Below are 24,587 nucleotides of genomic sequence, written 5' to 3' on the forward strand. Positions count from 1 at the left end.
GGGGCTATGACAGACTCCTTCCGCTTGGCGAATACGCAAAGTCCGCACGGCCGCTTTCATAACAAGCGTCTGACCGCTTAGGGTCGATTTCGGCCGGTGGCGACCGGCAGAAATCGGCCAAAAGCGGACGTTTACTGTGATTTATGATCTGAATTACGAATTTATTTGTTTGAGTTTCACCCGCTCGCTAGGCTATCGACATATTCGAGTAGAGAACCACTTCTATGGATGCACATTCTGTAATTGCCAGAAATTTTGTTGGGTGCGAAGCGTACGATGAAAGATCATTTATTGGACGATTGCACGAAGCAGAAACCTGGGCTCACGACGAATACTGGTTACTGGAGTGGGCACTGTACCAACTTGCAATAGAAGCAAGCTTCACCCAAGAGCTTTCTCAAAGAGTATTCGAAGTATTCAGCTACAGCTTTTTGCTATTTGGATGCCACTTCGATCGCAAGGATCGCTTCAAGATTCGAAATCTCAGAAGGAACCAGGTTTACGATTTTCGTGAAAGATTCAAAATGGTTTTCGAAGGCTTTTTCGCTGAAGAAATGCCAACAACAACTTACTTTGCCGAACCCAATCCGCTACTTGTAGAGAGTTCATGCACTGACTGCACGGGATCGGCAGCGGATGACGCCTGAGGGATGAAAATGGAAATTGACCTCCTCCTTCAAAAGCGGCAACTGAATGTGCAAGAGCAGAATGCTGTTATTGCCCATAGGCTCATGAAAACTGCAAGGCTCTGGCTAGAGGCTGGGGTTCCCGATGCCTTGGCACGCTTCGGGGAGAGCCAAGGCGTTGATTGGTCAGAAACCGTCGTACTTGATCTTCAAGTCGACTTTCCTGGAATGCCACGCCTTTATGGCCTGATCCTCAATCAAGCGGAACAGTTCATAGCGTTTGAAATTGACACAGATAGTGATCATCGGCACGTTGAGTTCGTGAGCCAATGGGAAGATGTAACTGCTGATCAGAACTTTACGATTTCCCAGCGAGGGACGGGTAAAGGCTTCGCTGTATTAGCTCTGCAGGTCAGGCGTGAACTTCTTGCTCAACGGTAGGCGCTAGTTTTCATGCGATGGCCGATCGTCAACAGCAGCTTTTGCGACAGGCGGCATTTGGTCGAAAGCAGTTCGTTGATAATGTCGCTTTAGCAGCTTGTACTGGCGCTTAGCTAGCAGCTACGCTGTTCGATTTCATGGAGCACTGTAGATGCCTGTTTTTGAAATCTCGCCGCTCCAAGCAATTGGCCCTGTGCGGCTTGGCGTATCTCGCACTATGGCAAGACAAGCAATGTCTGCGATTGGATTCCCGCTCGAGCATTCCCATGATGGCGTTGATTATTTCTGCGAATCCTGCATGCAGCTTTCTTACGGACCAAACGATGAAGTCCGGTTTATTGGTGTCTCCGGAAACCTGCAGTTCACATTCATGTTTAAGGGGGTCGATGTTTTCGATCTCTCTGCAACCGAAGTGTTTTCACTGATGGCTGCTTCGGACAATTCCGGCCCACATGATTTCACTTCATATGAATACTGCTTTCCAAACCAGATCCTCACACTGTGGGACGCTGATGAACAGCATGACCGCCAAAGAGGGGAGACCCGCGAGGTATGGGGTCAGGTTGGGATCGGTAATGACGCTTATTTAGCAGCCATTAGTGCCATCAAGAGAAAGATGTAACTGGCTATCCCTTCGCTTTGAATGCGTTGCATTAAAGGGCTGCTTTGGGTCGGTTAGCGACCACCACGCACCGTGACTGATTCACCCTTGTCCTCCCTCAACGTGGAGGACGAGCCATGAACACTATTGCTAGATACAGTCATCAGCCCTGGAACAAGGGAAAGCTTGTCGGGCAGAAAGCCCCGCTCCGAGTCAGAGATATCTGGGCTATTCGGGTCAGACTCCAGCTCGCGGAGAAGACACGTGATTTGGCGCTCTTCAACTTGGCCATCGACAGCAAGCTGCGTGCCTGTGACTTAACCAAGCTGCGAGTTCGAGACATCGCCCATGGGGAGCATGTATCGTCACGTGCCGTCGTGATGCAGCATAAAACTCAGCACCCAGTGCAATTTGAAATCACTGAGCAAACTCGAACGGTTTTGGAGGCGTGGATGCATCAGGCGCATCTCCGCAGCGAGGACTTCTTGTTTCCGACCCGGTTGCACGGCTCAGACCATCTATCCACCAGGCAATACGCTCGAATAGTCAAAGCGTGGGTGACAACCATTGGCCTTGACCCAACCATGTACGGTACTCACACGCTCCGGCGAACCAAGGCATCGCTGATCTATCGCAGGACGAAGAACCTGAGAGCTGTGCAACTCCTGCTTGGTCATACGAAGCTTGAAAGCACTGTCAGATACCTGGGTATCGAGGTCGATGATGCCCTGGAAATGGCTGAACAGACGGAGGTGTAATTCCTCTGCGATGGTCGCAACTAAACTGTCGCCAATAACTGCCAGTGAGGTGAACCGGACTGACTAACCGAATTGTAAGCGCTCCATAAACCCCACCTGCACATGAAGCGCCGATTCAAGGATGCTGAGCTCCCATTTCTCGCTCGGATCGACCGATCCGCCGGACGGTCTGTTAGTCGTTACGTGTCTGTTCAAGCCGCTTATCAAGCTCGCTTGGCGGCAAGTTCGGCGTCGAGTGAAGCGTCAGCCAGACGGCCCGCAGAATGTTGATCGCGGCCATGTTCAGGTGTTGTTCGGCGGCGTGCAAGGCCAGTTCGGCTGCCAGGCGCTTGTCGGCAGCACTGAGGTGCGCCGTTTTGTGGGTCATGTCCGCATCGACATTGGCCAACAGCCCCTGGAGTTCCTGCACCGCCTGATCCGATGCCTGACGCATGTCCGCCAGCAGGCGGCTGGCTTCAGCAGGCGTCATGGCCAAGGCGCGGACGCTGCGAAAAGTCAGGCGGGCGGGCAAGGTGGCCAAACTGAACCCCGTCGAAATTAACTTGCCAATCATGCGAACAACTCCTGTAAACGAGTGCTTCAGCAGCGTATCAGAGTAAATCGCAAAAAAATGTCTGCTCATCGCTTGCCAGAATCAACTCTCCGCCTCTTTTTGGCATCAAGCGTCTAATCGTCGTCAGAACCCTCGAACGATGCGCCCATAGGCACTTTGGAGTCGGATTCAGGCAGCCTTGGCAAAGGTGTGCCTAGCCGATGTCCAATTTCTTCAATCGAGCCAGGCCTTGTTTGATATGACCGGCGTTTTCACCCATGGTCCACAGTGCACCACGGACATTTCCGCCCACTTCCTGTGCCCCTTGCTCCTCAATCAGCAGGGTCAACTCCATAATGGCCGCCTCTAAGGCCTGCTGATTTTCGAACAGCCTTTCCAGTACATCCGACAGTGAATAATCGCTTGGCATGGTGTCGATTCCTTTCGAGAAAGCTCAAGCATAGCAGCGACAGTGCCCCCAATTGGAACCTGCAATAGGTTGATTGGAGTATGGTCAATTGATGAAGCTGTCACCGGCTACTTTCGACCCAGGCTGTGTGAAAACGCGCTAAATATCTCAAAAACTGAGAGTCGCGAGGGTTGCCTATGGAATCAGCGGGCGGAAGCGCGAATTAGCTTAGTCAGTGACATAGACGTTCGTAATGCCGTTTGGGTCGCTAACTGGCGAGCGAAACGGCTGGATTCACGCCCTGATCGCCTCAAGCAGTCCTGCGATGCCGAAGATGCTCATCATTCGTTTGAGGTTGTAGGCGAGCACATGAAGGCTCATCTCAGTGCTCACCCTCGGCAGGGTTTTGGTCAGGAAGTGGGTACTTCCCATCCAGTACTTGAGCGTTCCAAAAGGATGTTCAACGGTCTGTCGACGAACCCTCATCATCGCTGGATCATGTTCTAGCCGAACCTGCATCGCGTCGACTACAGCCTCATGTTCCCAGCGCTTCACACGGCGCTCCTTTCCCGTCGTACATTGCTTTTGCATTGAGCAGGACTGGCAGCCCGAGAAGTAGTAACAATGCAATAACATGCCGTCTTCCATCGACGAATGCCGCCTGGTTAGTAACTGCCCCGCAGGGCATCGATACTCGTCCGACGCAATAAGATAAATGAAATCCTGCTTGCCGAATCTGCCTTCGGCTTTGCTGCCAGATGTGAGGGGTTTCGGTACGTAGGTAGTGATGCCGGCTTGCTCGCAAGCAAGGATTTCCAGACCTTTGTAATAGCCTCGGTCGGCAACCACCGTTAGCGATTCAGCCTCGATTTCTTCACGCGCTTGGTTCGCCATATTGCTCAGTTGCCCACGATCATTACCAACGTTGGTCACCTTATGGGCAATGATCAGATGGTATTTGTCGTCGACAGCTGTTTGTACGTTGTAGCCAACCGTTCCGGTGCCTCGGCCGCTCGTGGCCATTGAGCGTGCATCTGGGTCTGTGAGGGAGATCTGCTGGTCTGGACTTTCGTGGAGCTGCACCTCGATTTCCTTGAGTTTCTGCATCTGCTTTTTCAGTGTTTCTATCTTTTCTTTAAGCCGCTCTGCTTTGGCCTCGGCCACTTCGGGCGTTGCCCGATCCGCCGAATCCATCGCCGCCAGATAGCGATCAATGCTCTGCTCGATCTGCTGCATGCGTGCCTTCACCTTGCCCTGAGTGAAGTTGCGGTCGCGATTATTGACGGCTTTGAATTTGCTGCCGTCGATGGCGATGATCGACTGAGAGAAGAGATTGAGGTTGCGGCAAAGAACTACGAACTGGCGGCATACGCTGCGAATGGCTTTGCCGTTGTCTTTGCGAAAGTCGGCAATGGTTTTGAAGTCCGGAGCCAAGCGCCCCGTTAGCCACATCAACTCGACGTTGCGCTCGGCCTCACGCTCAAGCCGGCGGCTGGACTGAATCCGATTGAGGTAGCCGTAGATATAGATCTTCAGCAACACCGCTGGGTGGTAGGCCGGACGACCAGTTGCGGCAGGATCGACGCCCTCAAAACCAAGTGCGCCCAGGTCGAGTTCATCGACGAAAACATCGACCACGCGCACTGGATTTTCTTCGGCTACGTAATCGTCCAGACACTCTGGCAGCAGCGTTACTTGCGTCCGAGCCTCACCTTCAATAAATCGCTTCATGATCGCCCCCGATACGATCTAGACGATCAGAAGATTAGACAATTGCAGGTGTTTTCACACAGCCTGGACCCATAGCTGACATTGAGAACAAGCGCAAAATGGCCGATTGCTGCCGGCGACGACCAGCCCTGGGGCGACCAAAAGTGCCCTTTAGGGGGGGCGACATGATGGTGATGCAAACGCCATTTTCTCCAGATTGTCGTCAGAACCTAAAGACTAAAAGATTGATCTCTTCCCCGTTCTTTAGCTACATAGAGAGCCTTATCGGCTTGCGCCAGCAGTACGTTAGACGGGTGCAGTGGACCAAATGTATGAACTGAAAAACCGATGCTTATCGTCAAGTAGCCTGTGCTGGAAGCGGAGTGCGGTATTCTCAAATCTCGCACTCGTTGGCATAGCGACTTGACATACAGAGCTGCCTGGTCTTTCGCCATGCCGTTGGACAGAATCACAAATTCTTCGCCGCCATACCTGGCTGCAAAATCAGAGCCTCGCTGGAAGGACTTATTCAAACTATCTGCGACACGTATTAACGCTTCATCGCCAACTTGATGCCCATAAATATCATTGAATGATTTGAAGTGATCAACATCAATCATGGCAAGAGTCAATGAGTCGCCATTGCGACATGCAATTTTACATTGAATTTCGAACTGCGTATCAAAGAAACGACGATTGTAAATGCCTGTGAGTCCATCTTTTATGGATAGTTGCTCGAAGTGTATTTTCATTTTTTCGAGAGACTGATGCTCGTCGCGAAGTTGTTGTTGTATTATCATTCTGGGTGTTACATCTTTTTGGATTCCAATAAAGTTGGTTACAGTCCCGTTCTCATCATGAATTGGCGATATGCTCAACTCGTTCCAAAACATAGTTCCATCCTTGCGGTAGTTTCGCAAGGTTACGAGGCAGTACTCGCCTTTTTTAACGGCATTGTGAACAATTTCCAGTTCAGGCTGTTTTCGATCGTTTCTTTGTAGGTATCGACAGTTAATATTAGTAATTTCTTCGAACGAGTAGCCAGTCATTCGCTCAAAAGCAGGATTTACAAAAATCAACGGATTGTCGTCGATGCAATTGTCGGAGATGGTGATGCCGTCCCGTGAGTCCATAACCGCTTGTTTAAGAATTTCAATCTTCATGTAAAGTCCGCTATTAGGATCAAAGGGAGGGCGCTGTTTTCAAGGGAAATAACATCTAGATATCACAATTAATTATACTACTTAAGTTACAAGTGTAGTCGTTGAAAAAAATACAATGTCTGTTTTTCTATACTATTCGATAATAGTGGGGATTGATTTCAGTCAAAAGCTCCGCTGAAATGGCCTTAGCTGCGTTGAATTGCATCAGAAATGACACTACATTGGGGCACAATGACATCAGCCATATTAAGGGCTTAACCGGTCACTTCTTTTCCGCGCGACCGCCTGATGACAGACAGCTTCTGTCCGTTAGCTTCCCGCCGCATGCATATTACTTAGGCATCAAGCTTTGAAGCATGATTGGCAAAATCAATGGAACCGTCGATGGGGTAGGTAACTATGCGCTGGGCGAGCGAGCTAGCCAATCCTAATTTGAGGATGCGCAGGGAGATGATGAGCCATAGCTTCACGACACTGGTTGATCAGCTATGGACTGTGTATTGCCGGTTGTCCGCATTACCTGGTGGCTTCATCCGATTGCCCAGGCTGAATTATTTTAAGTTATGGCTCAGCAATAATTATCGCTGGGATATAATTTTGAGGGCGTTTAGCGGTCAACTCGCAGGCGGGTTTGCGGCACTCAATGAGCGGTACCAGTCCGTATAGGATGTATTGGTAATCTAACGTCTGTTGAAGTCAGAGTTCACGTCGTCCCACCAAACTGGCCCGCGCTCCCCAAACGCTTCCTTCGCGGTTTGCACGAATGCTCTTGCCGCCGACAACTGCCCAGGGTCTCCAGAGGCTTTCGCGGCGTATACCTCACGGCGTGCTGTCATGAGTTCGTCGACGAGACTCTGCCGAACATCCGCAGGCAACGATGGGTTGCTACAACGCTATAGCTGCCCTTTGACTACAAAGTAGCGACCGTCGGGAGTCGTTGGATACATGTTGGGTACGCCTTGTGAATCCAAAAGCCGTGCGCGGCTAGCACCACCAAGGCGGTTCTCAGCAGCTAAATCTAGACAAGGCCGACAAACGACAGAATAACGAGGGCGATCACAACTGCCCCGACGATGTAGATAATATTGTTCATTGAAGCCACCTCTCATTTGAATGGGATTTTGACACCAAGGTGCCTAATACAGACGACACCTTCACTAGCGATTCCGTTCCGCAAACCGTTCTCAAAGATTGCGCTATCGCGGCAATCTTCCGTATTTGCGCCTTTTCAAGCCTTCTCTCGTCGCCACTTCATGCACGTCTTTGTTTTTGGTGTAACGTGGGGAAACTAACTAAAAAGAGGTTTTCCATGTCGAAGCTCGCAGAATTTCGCCAACTTGAAAAACACCTGGCCGAGCAGCTCCAGGCCCTCGAAGCTTTGAAGGGTGACGCTGGCTTAAAACAGGAAATCGAATTTGAAACCAAGCTGCGCGCTTTGCTGGCCAAATACGGTTTCAGCTTGAAAGACATCGTAAATTTGCTTGATCCGCAAGCTGGTCGCCGCGCACCTGCGACAGGGCAAAAAGCCGGCAGTCGTAAGCCTCGCCAAGTGAAGATTTACAAGAATCCTCAAACTGGCGAGGTCGTAGAAACTAAGGGAGGCAACCAAAAAACACTGAAAGAGTGGAAAGCGAAATATGGCTCCGACACCGTCGAGTCCTGGCTTTCCAAGTGAGTTTAGTTTGAGTACAAAACGGCCCGAGAGGGCCATTTTTGTTGGCGTTGCGGAAGAATGCGGTTAAACGTCCGGCTAACACAGATGTTAGTGAGTACCAATGCTAACGTGGGAAATATCCAATTCAATTCGCAGGTTGGGATGGGTGGTAAGCCGGCTTCACATGTTTGATGAGGATGAACCCACCGTGCCGAGAATTTTGACTTCCCAGATAAGTGACACCGCACTAAACGAGCACAATGCCAGGATGTTCGGGTCGCCAAAGGAGCGCTTGGATTTTTACCGAAGAGAGATTCAGTACGAAACCAGCATCTTGGCTAATCGAACTGACGCCTTTTTGGCATCTCAGTCTTTTTTGGTCATCGCATTTGCCTCTTCTATGGGCAATCTCAACCCCGAATGGGGCAAGTTGTTCACGCTGGTAGTACCACCGTTTCTTACGTTGCTTGGAGTGCTAAGTTCGTTGAATGCTTGGCCCGGTATTCGTGCGGCATACGACATTATCGGCCATTGGCATTTCAAGCAGAGCGAGCTATTGCATAGCGAGCCTGTAGTGGGGTTGGCGTATGACGAATCGCCTTTATTTTGTGAGAAAGAGTCCACGCAAAAGGGGTATCGAAAGGCGTTGCTGTTTTCGGTGCGCACGCCTTGGATCTTTGCGACGTTCTGGATATTGCTTGGCATTTGGTCGGTTTGTATCCAAATCACCAAACTAGGTGCTTGAGAGAGATATTCGGACATCATCAGCTCTGCGTCCAAATGAAAACTCGATCACAGGTTATAGGGTGTACCATCGAGAGGTGCCCATCAAAAATTACTGAGCCATGTCCAGGGAAAGCGAAGAGGGCCGCCAGAACGTAGCTTCTCTGGCGCGCCGGGTTGGTGACATTGCTGATCTTGCAAAGACCGTCCATGCAATTATTTCAACCTTGCAGGATATGGACGCAGCCCTCAGACCCATCATCGGCCAGCAAGGGGTTGCTGCGCTTTATCGCCGCAGCCTCAATCTGTGCGTTTCAACTCATCCGCGACTGGCCGGCACCTGTGACAGAGTGCAGGCAGGCATGGATCTAGTTGTCCTCAAGTCTGTACTCATCGAGCAAAGCGAAGTCGATGCCCTGTTTTTCGGTGAAGTGCTGCTGGCCACCTTTTACGAGCTGCTGATCACGCTGATCGGGCCCTCGCTCACCGCACGTTTGCTTCGTGGTATGTGGGAACCTTTATTGAGCGACACCCCTTCGCAGGAAAATTCGCCATGAGCACCAAAGTGACTATCAACCGCCTGGCCACCGGTGTGCCAGGACTGGACGAGGTGCTGGGCGGAGGATTGCCGGAGTTTTCGTTCAACCTGATCGCCGGCCCACCTGGCTGTGGCAAAACGACCCTGGCGCATCAGATGATGTTCGCCCTGGCGACGCCCGAGCGCCCGGCGCTGTTCTTTACCGTATTGGGCGAGCCGCCGCTGAAGATGCTGCGTTATCAGCAACAATTCGATTTTTTCGACAGCTATGCGATCAACCAGTCGATTCGTTACATCAACTTGACCGATGACACTCTGGCCGGGAATCTGGACGAAGTGCTGCGGCGCATCGTCAGCGAAGTCGAGGCGCACTCTCCAGCGCTGGTGTTCGTCGACTCGTTTCGTTCGGTGGTGCTGGCCAGCCAGACCCAGGACAACCCCAACAACAACCTGCCGCAGTTTGTTCAGCAACTGGGCATGTTGATGACCACCTGGCAGGCGACGACCTTCCTGATTGGCGAATACTTCACCGAAACCGACACCAACCCGATTTTCACCGTGGCCGATGGCTTGATCTGGCTGCGTCAGAGCGTGCAGCGCAATTCCATGGTACGCAAGATTGAAATCATGAAGATGCGCGGCCAGCCCACGTTGCCGGGCTTGCACACCTTCCGCATTGCGACGTCGGGGATCAAGGTCTTTGCACCCGCGCCACTCAACCCGGTTGAAGCACCGCTGGAGTTCCCTATTAAGCGCCTGAAAATGGGCGTGCCACAGCTCGACGAGATGCTGGGTGGTGGCCTGCCCCGTGGTTATTCCTTGCTAGTGGCTGGGCCGTCGGGGTCGGGCAAAAGCATCCTGGCGGCGACGTTCCTGGCCGAAGGCGCACGCAACGGCGAAACCGGCGTGATCGCGGTGTTCGAACAACGGCCCAATCATTTTCAAAATGCCGCCCTCATTCAGTTGATCCAAAGCGGTCAGGTAGGCTTGGTGGACAGTCGTGCACCGGACCTGTCCATCGACGAAATCGTCCAGTTGCTGTTGGCGGAGATCTCTCGCCTGAAAGCCACTCGTGTGGTGATCGACTCGTTGTCGGGCTTCGAACTGGCGCTGGCGCCGACCTTCCGCGAAGACTTCCGTGAATCGCTGTCGCGCATGGTCACCGCGCTGACCAGTGTTGGGGTCAGTGTGCTGATGACCTCAGAGCTGGAAGACCGCTACACCGACTTGCGTTTTAGCCCTTACGGCACGGCATTTCTCACCGACGCCATCATCGTCCAACGCTATATTGAAGTAGAGAGCCGCTTGCTCCGCATCATGGCCGTGGTCAAGCTTCGGGCTAGCGCCCACTCCGATGAGCTGCGCTTGTATCGCGTCGATGAAAACGGCTTGCAGATTGGCGAAATGCTTCATGAACAAGAAGGTCTGCTCGGAGGCCGACCCACAAAGCGGATTTCAGGTGTATCACATCCAGGAGATAAAAATGCTTGAGCCCGACTCATGAGTAATGTCGATGGCACGAATGAGCGTGAAATCGCTAATGCCGCTCACGAACTCTTCCTGCTTGGTCAGAAAACCGTTGAAGCACGCGCCGTGCTGGCAGCTCTTCAAAAAGAGTTGAGCGACACCAGCAGCCGGCTGGTGGATAGTCAGCAGGTCGAACAGGTGATTGAGGCTAATCCGCAACACGTACCGGCGAAACTGCTGGTGCCGTCAGACGCTATAGTCGCCCCACGCTTGGAAGAGCAACGTTTGTACCAGGAACTGCGTGAGGCTAATGCACAGCTGGTCATAGCCGCGCTCAGCGCTCAAGACCTTCAGGCTGTAGCCGAGCGCGCACTGAGTCAGCAAAAAAGCATACTGGCGACAGTGGCCCATGAGCTACGTAACCCATTAACACCCATCAGCATGATTGCAGAACGTATGGTGCGTTTACCTAGCGATCAGCTGCCTCGGATGCGGGAGTTGATCGAAGGCCAAGTGCAACATATGTCACAGCTGGTCGATGATCTGCTGGATGTCTCCCGTGCCAGCACTGGCAAGTTGCGAATTGATCGCCGCGATGTCGACATAATTCAAGTTCTGCGTGAAGCCATTGATGCGTGCCGCCCTTTGATGAGCGCACAAGAGCAGCATTTCAACGTCCATCTTCCCAATGGCATCTTGATGGTCAATGGTGACCCGGGGCGCCTCGCGCAGATTCTCCACAACCTTCTGGCGAATGCGGCTAAATACACACCGACCCACGGTAGAATCGAACTCTCTGTAACAGTAGCGTCCGACGTTTTGAAGATAAACATTTCCGACAATGGAATCGGCATTTCCGCTAAAGCGCTCCCGTTTATTTTCGACCCCTATGTTCAAGACGTGCATGCCGTCGGATTCAATGGGTCAGGCTTGGGCATCGGACTGACAGTAGTCCGCGAGCTGGTTGAGGCGCACGGCGGCGAAGTTACCGGTATGAGCGAGGGTGATGGCATGGGTAGCGAATTTGTGGTCACGTTACCTATGGTTATCCATTCAAGCGGATAAAAAGGCGTGTACAGCGATTTATCTGAATCCAGGGGCATAGGTCAGCTCTCACCAGACAAGATTACTGCCGTCCATCGCTCTGGCTGATCCATAAAAAACCGCAATCAAGTTTCTTGGTGGGTACTGCAACTCGTAACATAGAGTCAGACCCGCTGAGCACAGGATCCGACATGAACGCAGCGGACGACTTTAGATTTAAATCTCATGAGCTGCTTTAGATCTGGATGCAGCTATTAACCAAATGATGATGTTGGTCGCAACTCGCGACTTTCCGGTAAAAGGTGGTATGCGGCTGTAACCCAACATTCGGACGCGTATGCAGCTTGGAATTCTCATCTGAATGAGTCATCTCTACCGAACTCTCATATCCTTTGAGTCGGAGAAATCACCTCTGGGTCACTGAGCGAAAAGAGAGCGGTCGTGCGACCAACCGGGCCAAGCCTTATGCTACGGCATGACGCCCCAAGTCACGATTCTCCTGGGGAACCACCCACTGGCTATGACTGAGATACCTGACTAAATCTCAGAAAAAGCTTCTACGCTAAAAACATGCCCCAGAGCATACCGATCACGACAAAAGCCATTGCTATGGTGCAGCTCCAGCCCAATACCCTCAGCCCAAGGTGAATGACGAAAGCGCCCATTATTTCTTTGTGCGATGCCATCAACATCATGATGAACATGACAGGCACCGCAATCACGCCATTGACGACTGCACTCCAAAACAATGCTTTGATGGGGTCGATCGGAGCAAAGCAGATCAATACACCTAACAATGTTGCCGCAGTGATAATGCTATAAAACGCTTTGTTTGTTTCTGGCTTGGCCGCCAGGCTATTGCTCCATCTAAAGGTACCGGCTACTGCATAAGCAGCAGAGCCTGCCAGCACGGGAACCGCTAACATACCGGTCCCGATGATGCCTGCGCTGAACAACCAAAATGCGAATTCCCCCGCAATCGGTCGTAAAGCACCCGCCGCCTGTGCGGACGATTGAATATCTGTGGTGCCATGCATATTTAGCGTGACAGCTGTAGTCAACATAATAAAAAACGCAATGAGGTTCGAAATTCCCATACCCACTATTGTGTCAATTTTGATGCGCGTAAAGTTGGCTCGCGCCTGGTCTGGCGCATCAATCAGCGTCTGAGCCTTAGGGTCAGCCTCCATGTCTTCAACTTCCTGTGATGCTTGCCAGAAAAAGAGATAGGGGCTGATGGTTGTGCCAAAAATGGCAACCACCATGGTTATATACTCCGGCTTCCAGGACATGTGAGGCCACACAGTCTGGCGAACGACCTGCCCCCATGGAATCTGCACGGCAAACATAATGCCCACATAAGCCAGCAACACGAGTGTCAGCCACTTGAGTACCCGCACATAGCGCTTGTATGGAATGAACACCTGCAAAAGCAGAGAAACCAGACCAAAGCCGACTGCGTAGAATTGAGACGATCCGCCTATCAACAGCTTCAACGCCGCCCCCATCGCTGCGATGTCCGCTGCAATATTGATGGTATTGGCAAACATCAATAGGGCGACGATGCCATATAAAAAAGGCCAAGGGTAATGTCTGCGGATGTTGGTAGCGAGCCCGTGCCCGCTGACTCGGCCTATTTTTGCGCTGATGATCTGAATGCCGACCATCAGGGGGAAGGTGAAAAGCAACGTCCAGAGCGTATTAAAGCCAAATTGCGCACCTGCTTGCGAGTAGGTCGCTATACCGCTTGGATCATCATCCGCCGCGCCTGTGATGAGGCCGGGCCCTAGTTTTTTTATCCACGAACGATGGGGAACAGCCGGAGGCTTGCCTATGAGTTCTTTCTTATTCATTTTTGATTTCTCAGGGGCACCGGATGCCACACCAAGTTTTGACTAAGGCTTTTTAACGGGAGTTCCGGAATTTTTTCAGAGTTTTTTTGCCAAGTGACTTCCCGTTCACATTGGGCTTAAGTAGAAGCGGCGAGAGGATTCCGTTCACTCAGGTCTTGCGCTATCCCCTCAATTGAACCAAGCGTAAAGCTTTTTAGGTAGCCGTAAGCACGTTACCAAGGCGTTACATCACCACTAGCCAAGTCATCATGTTCGGTTCGACTTGCGGCTCCCTTGTCTTACGTGCCATCACGTTCTGTTGCTGTGCCTTCAGGTTGAAAAAATCGCGCTGGAAAGCATGCCTGTCCTGTGCACCTACTACGGCTGAATTTTGGGGATGGTGAGAACAGCTTGATCATGTCCACAGGGGACGCGACACCGGAGAAAACTTCAGAGCAGGCTGAGTTGGTAGGGCTGACGCAGATTAAGGTCGTCGATCAGCCCAGTTAATGCCAGGCAGCAACCAGCAACGCACGCCAAGGCAGATTAGACAGTCTGCTTTTGGCCGATTCTGTTGAAAAAGTAGCTCCCCTGGCTGGCCTCCGGCAAAATCTCTGCATTGGCCGACGGGGGATCACACAGCATGATGGGACAGTTATCGAGTGGGCAGGAGCGACTGTTTTACTCGTTCAACCTTGAAGATCACATCCCAGCCAATCACCTTCTGCGCAGCATTGATCAATGTCTCGATCTGAGCGACCTGCGCCATTACCTCGCCGATTTCTATAGCCCGATTGGGCGTCCGTCGATTGATCCTGAACTGATGATCCGCATGCTGATCGTCGGCTACTGCTACGGTATTCGCTCAGAGCGGCGATTGTGCGAAGAGGCCCATTTGAACCTGGCATATCGCTGGTTCTGCCGGTTGAGCCTTGAGGATGAAGTCCCTAATCACTCGACCTTTTCCAAGAACCGACACGGCCGTTTTCGGGACAGTGATCTGTTTCGCTGGTTGTTCAATGAAGTGCTGCGTCGCTGCATGGACGCAGGCCTGGTTAAAGGCGAAGGCTTTGCCGTGGACGCCAGCATCATCAAAGCGGATGCCAGTCGGCAGCGCGGCGTACCGGGTGATGAACAGGTCAACTGGAGCGATCCGGCCCTGAGCACCCGCGCCGTGCGTGAGTACCTTGCAGGCCTCGATGAAGAGGCTTTGGTCGAAACGCTACCGAAGCGCCTGTCGCTGACGGATCCTCAGGCCCGCTGGACCGCTGCTCCAGGCGGCCCAGCTTTCTACGCTTACTCCACGAATTATCTGATCGATACCGAGCACAGCGTGATCATGGATGTGGAACCCACACCGGCTCATCGAACCGCAGAAGTCGAGAGCACCAAGACCATGATCGACCGGGTTGAAGCGCAGTTCGACATCAAGCCAGAGCGCCTCATTGGCGACACCGCTTACGGTACAGCGCCGATGCTGGCCTGGATGGTGGAGGAAAAAGACATCGAACCGCATGTGCCGGTGTGGGACAAAACTGAGCGCAAGAACGACAGCTTTTCGAGTAACGATTTCCACTGGAATGAAGAGGCCGAGGAACATCGCTGCCCAGCCGGCAACGTATTACGCAGCGAATGGCGAGCCTTCAAGAACGAGCGTTCGCACGTCACCAAAGCCAACACCATCATCTTCCGATCCAGACAGACCGACTGTGCTACGTGTCCGATGAAAGCCAAGTGCTGCCCGAACACTTCGATTCGTAAGATCGTCCGCAGCGTCCATGAAGCCGCTCGTGATGTGGCTCGACGCATCGCAGCGACGCCGGAGTACGTGCGCTCTCGCCACGAACGTAAGAAGGTCGAAATGTTGTTTGCCCACCTCAAGCGCATCCTGAAACTGGATCGCTTGCGACTACGTGGCATGAGTGGCGCGTCCGATGAATTCACGCTGGCCGCTGCGGTGCAGAACCTACGACGTCTGGCCAAACTTGCATCTCAAGGGCCACCTTCTACGGGATAGGTGCGCCTGCACGAAGCAAAAAACCTCAAACTAACCCACTAACAGAGCAGCAAAGATCAACGAAGGGCCGAGAAACCACTCAATGTGGTGAGTAGGTTCTCCGGTGGTGGTCGTGCCTGAGTTCAGGCGAGATGAAAATCCGACTTTTTCAACAGAATCGGCCAAAAGCAGCCCTTCGCGTTCGCCTTTTACTTTTATCCGAGCGCTCGTGAACCTCAGAGCCTAGTTTTTGTTGCAACCTTGGCAGATTGCTGTAACTGAATTATGATCCAATCGCTCACTCAGGACTCGCATTTCTAAGATTGATTCGTCTTAGCTTGTTGTACTTACACCTTTGACTCTTCGAGTCGCGCGCAGATGGATAGCTCTGCGTAGTTGGAGTCCTGAGTGTGCTTTTCCATTTAAAGGACTTGAGATGGCTATTCCCCAGGTAAAAAATAATCAAGACCTCGCGAGTTTCATCGGGGTCAAAAAGGGGGTGGTTGCGTATTATGCTTATTATCTCGACTCCACTAAAGCGTACACCTGTTTTTCTATCAAAAAACGTTCAGGGGGTGAGCGCACAATTGATGCCCCCGTCCGGGGTCTAAAAGAGCTTCAACGAACGATCCTCAACAAACTATCTCAGGAAGTGACTTTCAGGCACTGTGTCTATGGGTACATTCCTGGGCGGGGTATTCTTCAAAATAGCGCTATCCATGTTAGGCAAAGGTGGGTGCTAAGAGTCGATATAAAAGACTTTTTCCCAAGCATAACTATTGGGCGTGTCTCTGGGATGTTTAGAAACCCGCCTTTTGACATGGAGCCAAAGGCCGCACGAGCGCTTGCGCTGATCAGCACTAAAGATGGAGTTCTACCACAAGGAAGCCCATTAAGCCCATGGATTACAAACGTTATTTGCAAGGGCTTAGACTATAATTTGAAGCGCCTGGCATCCAAGCATAAATGCTATTACACTCGATACGCAGATGATTTGTTTTTTTCTACCAGCAATGGTTCGTTCCCCACCGCACTGGCACGAAAAAGCGATACCGAGAGTAATGTGATAATTGGAGAAGAGTTGAAGCTTGAGATTCTGCGCGCGGGCTTCCTGCCGAATGAAGAAAAAACCTCTCTTAAGCCGATCTCTCAGCGCCAGGTCATAACTGGAATTGTCGTAAATTCCCGTACAAATGTACCGCGTGAGTATATTAAAAAAATTCGAGCAGCGCTTTATTCTTGGGAGAAGTTTGGCTTAGAAGCTGCCGAGGAGCATTGGCGCAGTAAAGTAGATTCAAAGAGCAGGGTAGGTGAGCCTCCGCGATTCCGATGGGTTGTGCGTGGCCAAATCAATTTTGTAAAGCATGTTAAAGGCGAGGCTGATCCGGTCTATCTAAGCCTCGCTAAGAAGCTTAAGAGATTGGATGATAAATTCACATTCGACGCCAAAGTGTCGGCCTTATCGGTTATCGAAGAGGTCCAGCTTTTTGTAGAGGGTGTGACTGATAAAAAACATATAGAGAAAGCTTTCAGAGATGCTCAGAGTAAAGGGTTGTACCTAGATCTCAATCTGACGTTTCCCAACCAAAGGGAATATGGAAGCAGCAACTTAAAGTCCTTGTGCGAGACTCTTAGCGCAAATGCTCAGCGCTGCCTTACAATTTGTGTATTTGATCGAGATGAGCAGCCTTATGTAAAAAGTATGGGTGGCTCATCTGGCGACTACATGGATCATAACAATAATGTTTTTAGCTTGATTATACCTCGGCCTGATTTTAGAGTTGAAGTCGATATCTGTATAGAGCATCTGTACAAGGACTCAGACCTATTTAAAGTTGATGTCGCTGGAAGGCGCTTATACTCAAAAAGTGAGTTTGATAAACATAGTTGCCATCTCAAAGATCCTTGTGTCTTTATCAGAACCCCTCCAAAATCATTGATCTGCGACTCAGGTGTTATAAATATTTCCACAAAGGCTAGTGTGGCGTTAAGCAAGTTTGATTTCGCAACAAATATTTATGATGGTGTCGCTCCTTTCGAGGATGTCTCATTTGAAGGCTTTCTTCCATTATTTACAAAGATCCAAGAAATTAAAAATCTTTTTAGGAAGTGATTCCAGATAGCTCACTACCTGCTTTTGACTAAACAAAGTATTTACGAAGGACCGCTTTCGGCCGATTCTGTTGAAAAAGTCGGTTTGCCCAAAACGCACGAATATTGATGGGTGAAAACACCACTTTTGCACGCTGCTACGTGAAATCCGAGTCCTGAGCCTTCTGCCCAAAACACAGATTTCAATCTCAGGCACGTACTTTTCTGCCGTGGAATCCGAAGCCGACTTTTTCAACAGAATCGGCCATTAGCTGTCATTCCTGACGTGCAACAATCAGACGTAAGCAGTCGGTCACGAGCGTCTGCTTCTGGCCGATTCTGTTGAAAAAGTCGGATTTTCATCTCGCCTGAACTCAGGCACGACCACCACCGGAGAACCTACTCACCACATTGAGTGGTTTCTCGGCCCTTCGTTGATCTTTGCTGCTCTGTTAGTGGGTTAGTTTGAGGTTTTTTGCTTCGTGCAGGCGCACCTATCCCGTAGAAGGTGGCCCTTGAGATGCAAGTTTGGCCAGACGTCGTAGGTTCTGCACCGCAGCGGCCAGCGTGAATTCATCGGACGCGCCACTCATGCCACGTAGTCGCAAGCGATCCAGTTTCAGGATGCGCTTGAGGTGGGCAAACAACATTTCGACCTTCTTACGTTCGTGGCGAGAGCGCACGTACTCCGGCGTCGCTGCGATGCGTCGAGCCACATCACGAGCGGCTTCATGGACGCTGCGGACGATCTTACGAATCGAAGTGTTCGGGCAGCACTTGGCTTTCATCGGACAGGCAACGCAGTCGGTCTGTCTGGATCGGAAGATGATGGTGTTGGCTTTGGTGACGTGCGAACGCTCGTTCTTGAAGGCTCGCCATTCGCTGCGTAATACGTTGCCGGCTGGGCAGCGATATTCCTCGGCCTCTTCATTCCAGTGGAAATCGTTACTCGAAAAGCTGTCGTTCTTGCGCTCAGTTTTGTCCCACACCGGCACATGCGGTTCGATGTCTTTTTCCTCCACCATCCAGGCCAGCATCGGCGCGGTACCGTAAGCGGTGTCGCCAATGAGGCGCTCTGGCTTGATGTCGAACTGCGCTTCAACCCGGTCGATCATGGTCTTGGTGCTCTCGACTTCTGCGGTGCGATGAGCCGGTGTGGGTTCCACATCCATGATCACGCCGTGCTCGGTATCGATCAGATAATTCGTGGAGTAAGCGTAGAACGCTGGGCCGCCTGGAGCAGCGGTCCAGCGGGCCTGAGGATCCGTCAGCGACAGGCGCTTCGGTAGCGTTTCGACCAAAGCCTCTTCATCGAGGCCTGCAAGGTACTCACGCACGGCGCGGGTGCTCAGGGCCGGATCGCTCCAGTTGACCTGTTCATCACCCGGTACGCCGCGCTGCCGACTGGCATCCGCTTTGATGATGCTGGCGTCCACGGCAAAGCCTTCGCCTTTAACCAGGCCTGCGTCCATGCAGCGACGCAGCACTTCATTAAACAACCAGCGAAACAGATCACTGTCCCGAAAACGGCCGTGTCGGTTCTTGGAAAAGGTCGAGTGATTAGGGACTTCATCCTCAAGGCTCAACCGGCAGAACCAGCGATATGCCAGGTTCAAATGGGCCTCTTCGCACAATCGCCGCTCTGAGCGAATACCGTAGCAGTAGCCGACGATCAGCATGCGGATCATCAGTTCAGGATCAATCGACGGACGCCCAATCGGGCTATAGAAATCGGCGAGGTAATGGCGCAGGTCGCTCAGATCGAGACATTGATCAATGCTGCGCAGAAGGTGATTGGCTGGGATGTGATCTTCAAGGTTGAACGAGTAAAACAGTCGCTCCTGCCCACTCGATAACTGTCCCATCATGCTGTGTGATCCCCCGTCGGCCAATGCAGAGATTTTGCCGGAGGCCAGCCAGGGGAGCTACTTTTTCAACAGAATCGGCCGTTCTCTGCCGGTCATGTCTCCACAAGTCTCGCTGGTCAAATACGGTGCACATGACTGGTCAGGTCGAAAGCAAATGGGGGGCAACCTCGTGCAATTACCCAACTGTGATCTGAATATGGCCGAGAGCAAAATCCTCATGCTCTGAGGAATCCATTCAAAGCATCTGGTCAAGTCCCATGCAAACAGCTGGTCAGGTCCAATGCAAATGGGTGGTCATATGCAACGCAAACGGGTGGTCAAGTAGGGTGCAATTTCCCATGAATCTTGTTCTGTTGTGGTGGACCGACCTGCGAGGTGTTCCCGGCCCACCGCAGTATTCGAGAGGAGGAATGAAAATGGCCAATTTCGCGAAGAAAATGCCGGTGCACACCGACGACGAAAAAACCAATCAACAACCGCTGGCGACAGACCCTTGGCGGCCTCTGGAAAAACTGCGCCAGCAGGTCGATCACCTGTTCGAAGACTTCAATCGTGGCTCCGGGCTGACGCCTTTCCGGCGTGGTCTGTTTGATGTCGAACCGTTCTGGAGTCGGGAATTTATCGGCCGCAGCCTGCCTGCGGTGGACATCACCGAGAAAGATGAAAGCTTCGAAATCACCGCCGAACTGCCGGGCATGGACCAAGAGAATATCGAGCTCAAACTGTCCAACGGCAATCTGATCATCAAAGGTGAAAAGAAAGAGGACAAGGAAGAAAAAAGAAAGGGCTATCACCTGTCAGAGCGTCACTATGGCTCCTTTCAGCGGGCGTTCAGCCTGCCCAAAGGCGTCGACGCCGACAAGATCGAAGCGAATTTCAGCAAAGGCGTTCTGAGCATTTCGCTGCCGAAAAAGCCCGAAGCCATGAACGCAGACAAAAAAGTGCACATCAAATCCAGCTGAATCGCCGAGACAGCCCCTCGCGCAGAAAAAGCCCCTTGTCGGGAAACCGGCACGGGGCTTTCTTGATGTGGTCTAACAGGTTGTAGAAACCAAATAACCGGGCGGTCGCGTAATGCCAGTCGGCTAAGCACAATCCATGTGGGAGCGGGCTTGCTCGCGAAGGCGTCGGGTCAGCCAACATCAATGTTGAATGACACACCGCTTTCGCGAGCAAGCCCGCTTCCACAGGTTTCGTAGGTGGTCGCGGCCCGTTGTAAATGCCCCTGCGTTCCCACTCTGAGCCCAGGCCATGAAAAAGAATGAGCAGTGGAACCTGTCCTACTTCGCGATCGCTTTTATCGTGCTGAGCCTCGGGCAGATACTTTTTGGCGAGCGCCAGGCCGTGCAACCCCTCCCCTACAGCCAATTCCTGCAACTGTTGAACGAGCAAAAAGTCAGTGATTTGCGGGTCGAGAAAGACCAGATCAGCGGCAAATTGCAAGAGCCCATCGACGGACGCGACCGGTTCTCCACTGTGCGGGTCGATCCGGCACTGGCGACCGAACTCTCCCAATCGGGCGTCGGTTTTACCGGAGCCACCGAAAACACCTTTATGAACAGCCTGTTGGGCTGGTTGTTGCCGTTTATGCTGATCATGGTGTTCTGGCATTTCCTGTTTCGCGGAATGGCGGACAAACAAGGCCTTGGCGGGCTGATGAATGTCGGCAAGTCGCGGGCCAAGGTCTTTGTCGAACGCGACACCGGGGTGACCTTCGCCGATGTCGCGGGCATCGACGAAGCCAAGGCTGAACTGGTGGAAATCGTCTCGTTCCTCAAGGACAAGGCTAAATATGCACGCCTGGGAGCGCACATTCCCAAGGGCACTTTGCTGGTTGGCCCGCCAGGCACCGGCAAGACGCTGGTGGCCAAAGCCATCGCTGGCGAAGCCAGTGTGCCGTTTTTCTCGATCTCGGGGTCCGAGTTCGTCGAGATGTTCATCGGGGTCGGTGCCGCCCGGGTACGCGACCTGTTCGAACAGGCACGACAGGCGGCGCCCTGCATCATCTTCATCGATGAACTCGATGCGCTGGGCAAGATGCGCGGCGTCGGTACGCTGGGCGGCAATGACGAAAAAGAACAGACCCTCAATCAGTTACTGGCCGAGCTGGACGGCTTCGATCCCCGTGAGGGCGTCGTGTTGCTGGCCGCGACTAACCGGCCGGAGGTCCTCGATCCGGCGCTGTTGCGGGCCGGCCGCTTCGACCGGCAGATTGTGATCGACCGCCCCGATCGCAAAGGGCGAGAGGCGATCCTCAAGGTTCATCTCCAGAAAGTCACCGTGGAGCCAGGGCTTGATGGCACGCGTATCGCCGAGATCACCACCGGTTTCACCGGCGCCGACCTGGCCAACCTGGTTAACGAAGCGGCCATCGTCGCCACCCGACGCGGTGCCGAAGCGATCAGCCTGAACGATTTCACCGCGGCGGTAGAACGCCTCATCGCGGGGCTCGAACGCAAGAGCAGCCTGCTCGATCCCGACGAGCGCCGGGTGGTGGCCTATCACGAAATGGGGCATGCCCTGGCCGCCAGCAGCCTGCCGGCCATGGACCCGGTCCATAAAGTGTCGATCGTGCCCCGCGCCATCGGCTCGCTGGGCTATACCCTGCAGCGACCGACCGAGGATCATTTCGTGATCAGTTGCCAGACGCTCAAAGACCGGATTGTCGTGCTGATGGCCGGGCGCGCCGCCGAGTACCTTGCCTATGGCCAGATATCCACCGGGGCCGCCGATGATCTGGGCCGCGCGACCGATATCGCCCGCCAACTGATCACCCGGTTCGGCATGAGCCCCGAACTCGGACAATCGGTGCTGGAGCGGCAAACCGCAACGTACCTGGGAGACCGCATGGCCACGTTGGGCGAGAAGGATTACTCGGAACAGACCGCTCGGGAAATCGACCTGGGTATTCGCGCCCTGCTCGATGAAGCCTACCAACGGGCGAAGGCATTGCTGGAGAGTCGTCGGGCCGACCTGGATGAGGGTGCCCGCCTGTTGCTGGAAAAGGAAACCCTCACGCCCGAGGAGTTCCCGCCGCTGATGCCATTCAAACCTGCCCCGGCATTACCGCCACCGTGACGCCACCGATCAATCGTTGGTGGTAATCCAGCCGCTCGATGTTTTTCCGACACTGTTCGCCAACAACGCTAGGCTTACAAAGAATGTGGTGATTATTCGCCATTTTGCAGGGAGCGCAAAAATGGAATTCATTCACCATTGGCGGTGTCTCTCTCTCAGGATGGCCCAGGGAGAAATGCCGCAATGAAGCTTTCTAGTCGTTACAAATGGCCTGCCTTGACTGCCATCACGTTTACCCTCCTCAGCGTACTGATCTTTTTGCTGATCAAATCATATTCTTACGACACATCGACCTACTTCGAATCGCGCGACTTCGTTCGCCAGCTCAAGCAGTTCGATGCCAATTGGAATGTGAAAATTCTGAGAGCAAAAATCGGCATGAACAACAATTTGCTTCTGGTGGCGCATCCTGAAGCAGAGCCGCGATGGAAGCAGCTCGACACCCTCAACGCTACTGGCCCGCTTTCGACCCTTTGGCAATCTCGACGGCAGGGTTATCTGGATGCGGTGGAAAACAAAACCCGGTTGGTTGAGCAATTCAAACAGCACAACACGGTCTTGCGAACTTCACTGGATGCCCTGCCTGAGCTGGAAGATGACATTCAAGCGCTGCGGGAAGATTTCAACGACAAACACCCGTCGGTGCATGTTGCGGCGGCCTCACTGGTGCTCGATCTTACGTTGGACACCTTTGAATACGCCCTCTATGTCTCCAGCGAAAGGGCTGAGGAAATCTCCGAACATCTGAAAGATCTGAATGAATACATCAATCAATTGCAGCCTGAACAGCGCCCGCCTTTCACTGCATTTGTCGGCGCTGTTAATGCCATCGTTCGAGAGCAGCCCATCGTCAATGACCTGCTGGATCGCATCAGTGTCATTCCGGTCGCACAGCAACTGGACAGCATCAACGAGTTATTGAACGAGACACAACGGCGCACCGGTGCGACAGACCGTCAATACCACCTTTATTTGGGGATATGCGCCGGCATCATGGCGCTGCTGTTGTTGTACCTGGCCGCCCGCCTGATTCGCAGTTATGCCGTGATCAACAAGATGAACAATGAGTTGCAGACGGCAAACGAGCGACTGGAACAACGTGTCGAGGAACGCACCCGCGAACTGATCGAGGCCGAGCGCGAACTGGTAGAGGCTGCGCGGATGGCCGGCATGGCGGAGATCGCAACCAATGTGCTGCACAACGTCGGCAATGTGCTGAACAGCGTTAACGTCTCTGCAGATGTGATCACCCGAAAATTGGCGACCAGCAAAACACTTGGCCTGGGTAAAGCAGTGAAAATGATGAACGAGCATGCGCAAGACCTGGGGCAGTTCATGACGGTCGATGAAAAAGGCAAATTGCTGCCCCTTTACCTCAATCAACTGGTCGACTCCATCGCGGTCGAGCAATCGAGCATCGTTGACGAACTGTCGCAACTCACCAAAAGCATCGATCACATCAAAGACATCGTTTCCACTCAACAGGCCTATGCCGGCGCCGCCAGGCTGGTCGAGCCGTTGAACGTCGTCGATCTGTTTGAAGATGCATTACGCATGAATTCCGGAGCCTTGAGTCGGCACCATGTCACCGTCACCAAAGACTACCAGGCCACACCGACCATCGTTGGCGACAAACACCGGCTGTTGTTGATTCTGATCAACCTGATCAGCAATGCCAAATATGCAATGTCCAAGGTCAGCGACCGTCAGCGCCATATGACGCTGGGCATCAAGATTATCGATAACGCAACGCTGCGTTTCAGCGTAGAGGATCAGGGCGAAGGGATCGCTGCCGAGAACATGACCCGCATCTTTAATCACGGCTTCACCACGCGCAAGGAAGGTCATGGCTTTGGCCTGCACAGTTGTGCACTCGCGGCGGTAGAGATGAATGGACACCTTCACGTCCATAGCGATGGGCCAGGCCAGGGAGCACTTTTCACCCTGGAGATTCCGCTGGAAACTGCCGAGGCGACTGCCGAGGCCCTGTCATGACGTCGCGTGGAACCTGTGTGCGGGCTTGTGTGGCGAGGGGGCTTGCCCCCGTTCGGCTGCG

The 24,587-nt window shown here is 52.7% G+C and carries 20 protein-coding genes and 1 pseudogene; 14 read left to right on the forward strand and 7 right to left on the reverse strand.

Translation table 11 applies throughout. The features are described 5' to 3' along the window. Positions 1–224 precede the first annotated feature (224 nt). The 4 genes from ACA044_RS19425 (at position 225) to ACA044_RS19440 (ending at position 2,426) form a co-directional block, all read left to right on the forward strand. Complete coding sequence (locus tag ACA044_RS19425) at positions 225–647, forward strand: hypothetical protein (RefSeq protein WP_497442845.1); 423 nt, start codon at positions 225–227, stop codon at positions 645–647. 9 nt (positions 648–656) lie between these two features. Beyond that, positions 657–1,067 (forward strand): hypothetical protein, encoded by a 411-nt coding sequence (locus ACA044_RS19430; RefSeq protein WP_497442846.1) that lies wholly within the window; start codon positions 657–659, stop codon positions 1,065–1,067. Between the two features lie 151 nt (positions 1,068–1,218). Beyond that, positions 1,219–1,689, forward strand: coding sequence for a hypothetical protein (locus tag ACA044_RS19435; RefSeq protein WP_497442847.1), 471 nt, complete (start codon positions 1,219–1,221; stop codon positions 1,687–1,689). 116 nt (positions 1,690–1,805) lie between these two features. Next, positions 1,806–2,426 (forward strand): tyrosine-type recombinase/integrase, encoded by a 621-nt coding sequence (locus tag ACA044_RS19440; protein ID WP_497442848.1) that lies wholly within the window; start codon positions 1,806–1,808, stop codon positions 2,424–2,426. 172 nt (positions 2,427–2,598) lie between these two features. Here the strand turns inward: ACA044_RS19440 and ACA044_RS19445 are convergent, their stop codons facing one another. The 5 genes and pseudogenes from ACA044_RS19445 to ACA044_RS19465 all read right to left on the reverse strand — a co-directional run bounded on the left by ACA044_RS19445 (position 2,599) and on the right by ACA044_RS19465 (position 7,187). Then, positions 2,599–2,979 (reverse strand): hypothetical protein, encoded by a 381-nt coding sequence (locus ACA044_RS19445; RefSeq protein WP_009043509.1) that lies wholly within the window; start codon positions 2,977–2,979, stop codon positions 2,599–2,601. A gap of 193 nt (positions 2,980–3,172) precedes the next feature. After that, positions 3,173–3,388, reverse strand: coding sequence for a hypothetical protein (locus ACA044_RS19450; protein WP_053184852.1), 216 nt, complete (start codon positions 3,386–3,388; stop codon positions 3,173–3,175). 273 nt (positions 3,389–3,661) lie between these two features. Then, a complete protein-coding gene (locus ACA044_RS19455) occupies positions 3,662–5,098 on the reverse strand; it encodes an IS1182 family transposase (protein WP_497442849.1) in 1,437 nt (478 codons plus the stop codon). A gap of 209 nt (positions 5,099–5,307) precedes the next feature. Further along, positions 5,308–6,240: a GGDEF domain-containing protein gene (locus ACA044_RS19460; RefSeq protein WP_497442850.1), complete on the reverse strand. Its 933-nt coding sequence runs from the start codon at positions 6,238–6,240 to the stop codon at positions 5,308–5,310. A 680-nt stretch (positions 6,241–6,920) separates the two neighbouring features. Continuing rightward, positions 6,921–7,187, reverse strand: a pseudogene (locus ACA044_RS19465) (hypothetical protein). 362 nt (positions 7,188–7,549) lie between these two features. Here ACA044_RS19465 and ACA044_RS19470 point away from each other — a divergent pair. The 5 genes from ACA044_RS19470 to ACA044_RS19490 all read left to right on the forward strand — a co-directional run bounded on the left by ACA044_RS19470 (position 7,550) and on the right by ACA044_RS19490 (position 11,687). Then, the gene (locus ACA044_RS19470; protein ID WP_497442851.1) at positions 7,550–7,915 is read left to right on the forward strand and encodes a histone-like nucleoid-structuring protein, MvaT/MvaU family; all 366 of its coding nucleotides are present in this window, start codon (positions 7,550–7,552) and stop codon (positions 7,913–7,915) included. Between the two features lie 187 nt (positions 7,916–8,102). Next, positions 8,103–8,639: a hypothetical protein gene (locus ACA044_RS19475; protein ID WP_497447267.1), complete on the forward strand. Its 537-nt coding sequence runs from the start codon at positions 8,103–8,105 to the stop codon at positions 8,637–8,639. Positions 8,640–8,739: 100 nt separating this feature from the next. Then, on the forward strand, positions 8,740–9,174 hold the full coding sequence (locus ACA044_RS19480) for a hypothetical protein (protein WP_497442852.1): 435 nt from the start codon (positions 8,740–8,742) through the stop codon (positions 9,172–9,174). Then, positions 9,171–10,646 (forward strand): ATPase domain-containing protein, encoded by a 1,476-nt coding sequence (locus tag ACA044_RS19485; RefSeq protein ID WP_497442853.1) that lies wholly within the window; start codon positions 9,171–9,173, stop codon positions 10,644–10,646. Before ACA044_RS19480 ends, ACA044_RS19485 begins: the two co-directional genes overlap by 4 nt. Before the next feature lie 9 nt (positions 10,647–10,655). Then, the gene (locus ACA044_RS19490; protein WP_497442854.1) at positions 10,656–11,687 is read left to right on the forward strand and encodes a sensor histidine kinase; all 1,032 of its coding nucleotides are present in this window, start codon (positions 10,656–10,658) and stop codon (positions 11,685–11,687) included. A 536-nt stretch (positions 11,688–12,223) separates the two neighbouring features. On the opposite strand, the gene ACA044_RS19495 is transcribed toward ACA044_RS19490, so the two are convergent. Then, positions 12,224–13,519 (reverse strand): NRAMP family divalent metal transporter, encoded by a 1,296-nt coding sequence (locus tag ACA044_RS19495; protein WP_497442855.1) that lies wholly within the window; start codon positions 13,517–13,519, stop codon positions 12,224–12,226. A 622-nt stretch (positions 13,520–14,141) separates the two neighbouring features. On the opposite strand from ACA044_RS19495, the gene ACA044_RS19500 reads away from it, so the two are divergent. After that, on the forward strand, positions 14,142–15,515 hold the full coding sequence (locus ACA044_RS19500; RefSeq protein WP_497442856.1) for a transposase: 1,374 nt from the start codon (positions 14,142–14,144) through the stop codon (positions 15,513–15,515). 415 nt (positions 15,516–15,930) lie between these two features. Next, a complete protein-coding gene (locus ACA044_RS19505) occupies positions 15,931–17,607 on the forward strand; it encodes a reverse transcriptase domain-containing protein (protein ID WP_497442857.1) in 1,677 nt (558 codons plus the stop codon). 472 nt (positions 17,608–18,079) lie between these two features. On the opposite strand, the gene ACA044_RS19510 is transcribed toward ACA044_RS19505, so the two are convergent. Then, positions 18,080–19,453, reverse strand: a complete 1,374-nt coding sequence (locus ACA044_RS19510) for a transposase (protein WP_497442858.1) — start codon at positions 19,451–19,453, stop codon at positions 18,080–18,082. A 416-nt stretch (positions 19,454–19,869) separates the two neighbouring features. Between ACA044_RS19510 and ACA044_RS19515 the strand changes: the two genes are divergently transcribed. From ACA044_RS19515 to ACA044_RS19525, 3 genes are all read left to right on the forward strand, one after another. Next, positions 19,870–20,415 carry an Hsp20/alpha crystallin family protein gene (locus ACA044_RS19515; protein ID WP_497442859.1) on the forward strand — a complete coding sequence of 182 codons (546 nt, stop codon included), beginning with the start codon at positions 19,870–19,872 and terminating at the stop codon, positions 20,413–20,415. Positions 20,416–20,704: 289 nt separating this feature from the next. Then, a complete protein-coding gene (ftsH, locus tag ACA044_RS19520) occupies positions 20,705–22,531 on the forward strand; it encodes an ATP-dependent zinc metalloprotease FtsH (protein WP_497442860.1) in 1,827 nt (608 codons plus the stop codon). Positions 22,532–22,714: 183 nt separating this feature from the next. Then, a complete protein-coding gene (locus tag ACA044_RS19525; protein ID WP_497442861.1) occupies positions 22,715–24,526 on the forward strand; it encodes a DAHL domain-containing sensor histidine kinase in 1,812 nt (603 codons plus the stop codon). Positions 24,527–24,587 lie beyond the last annotated feature (61 nt).

This window comes from Pseudomonas sp. LBUM1673 (genome assembly GCF_059695645.1).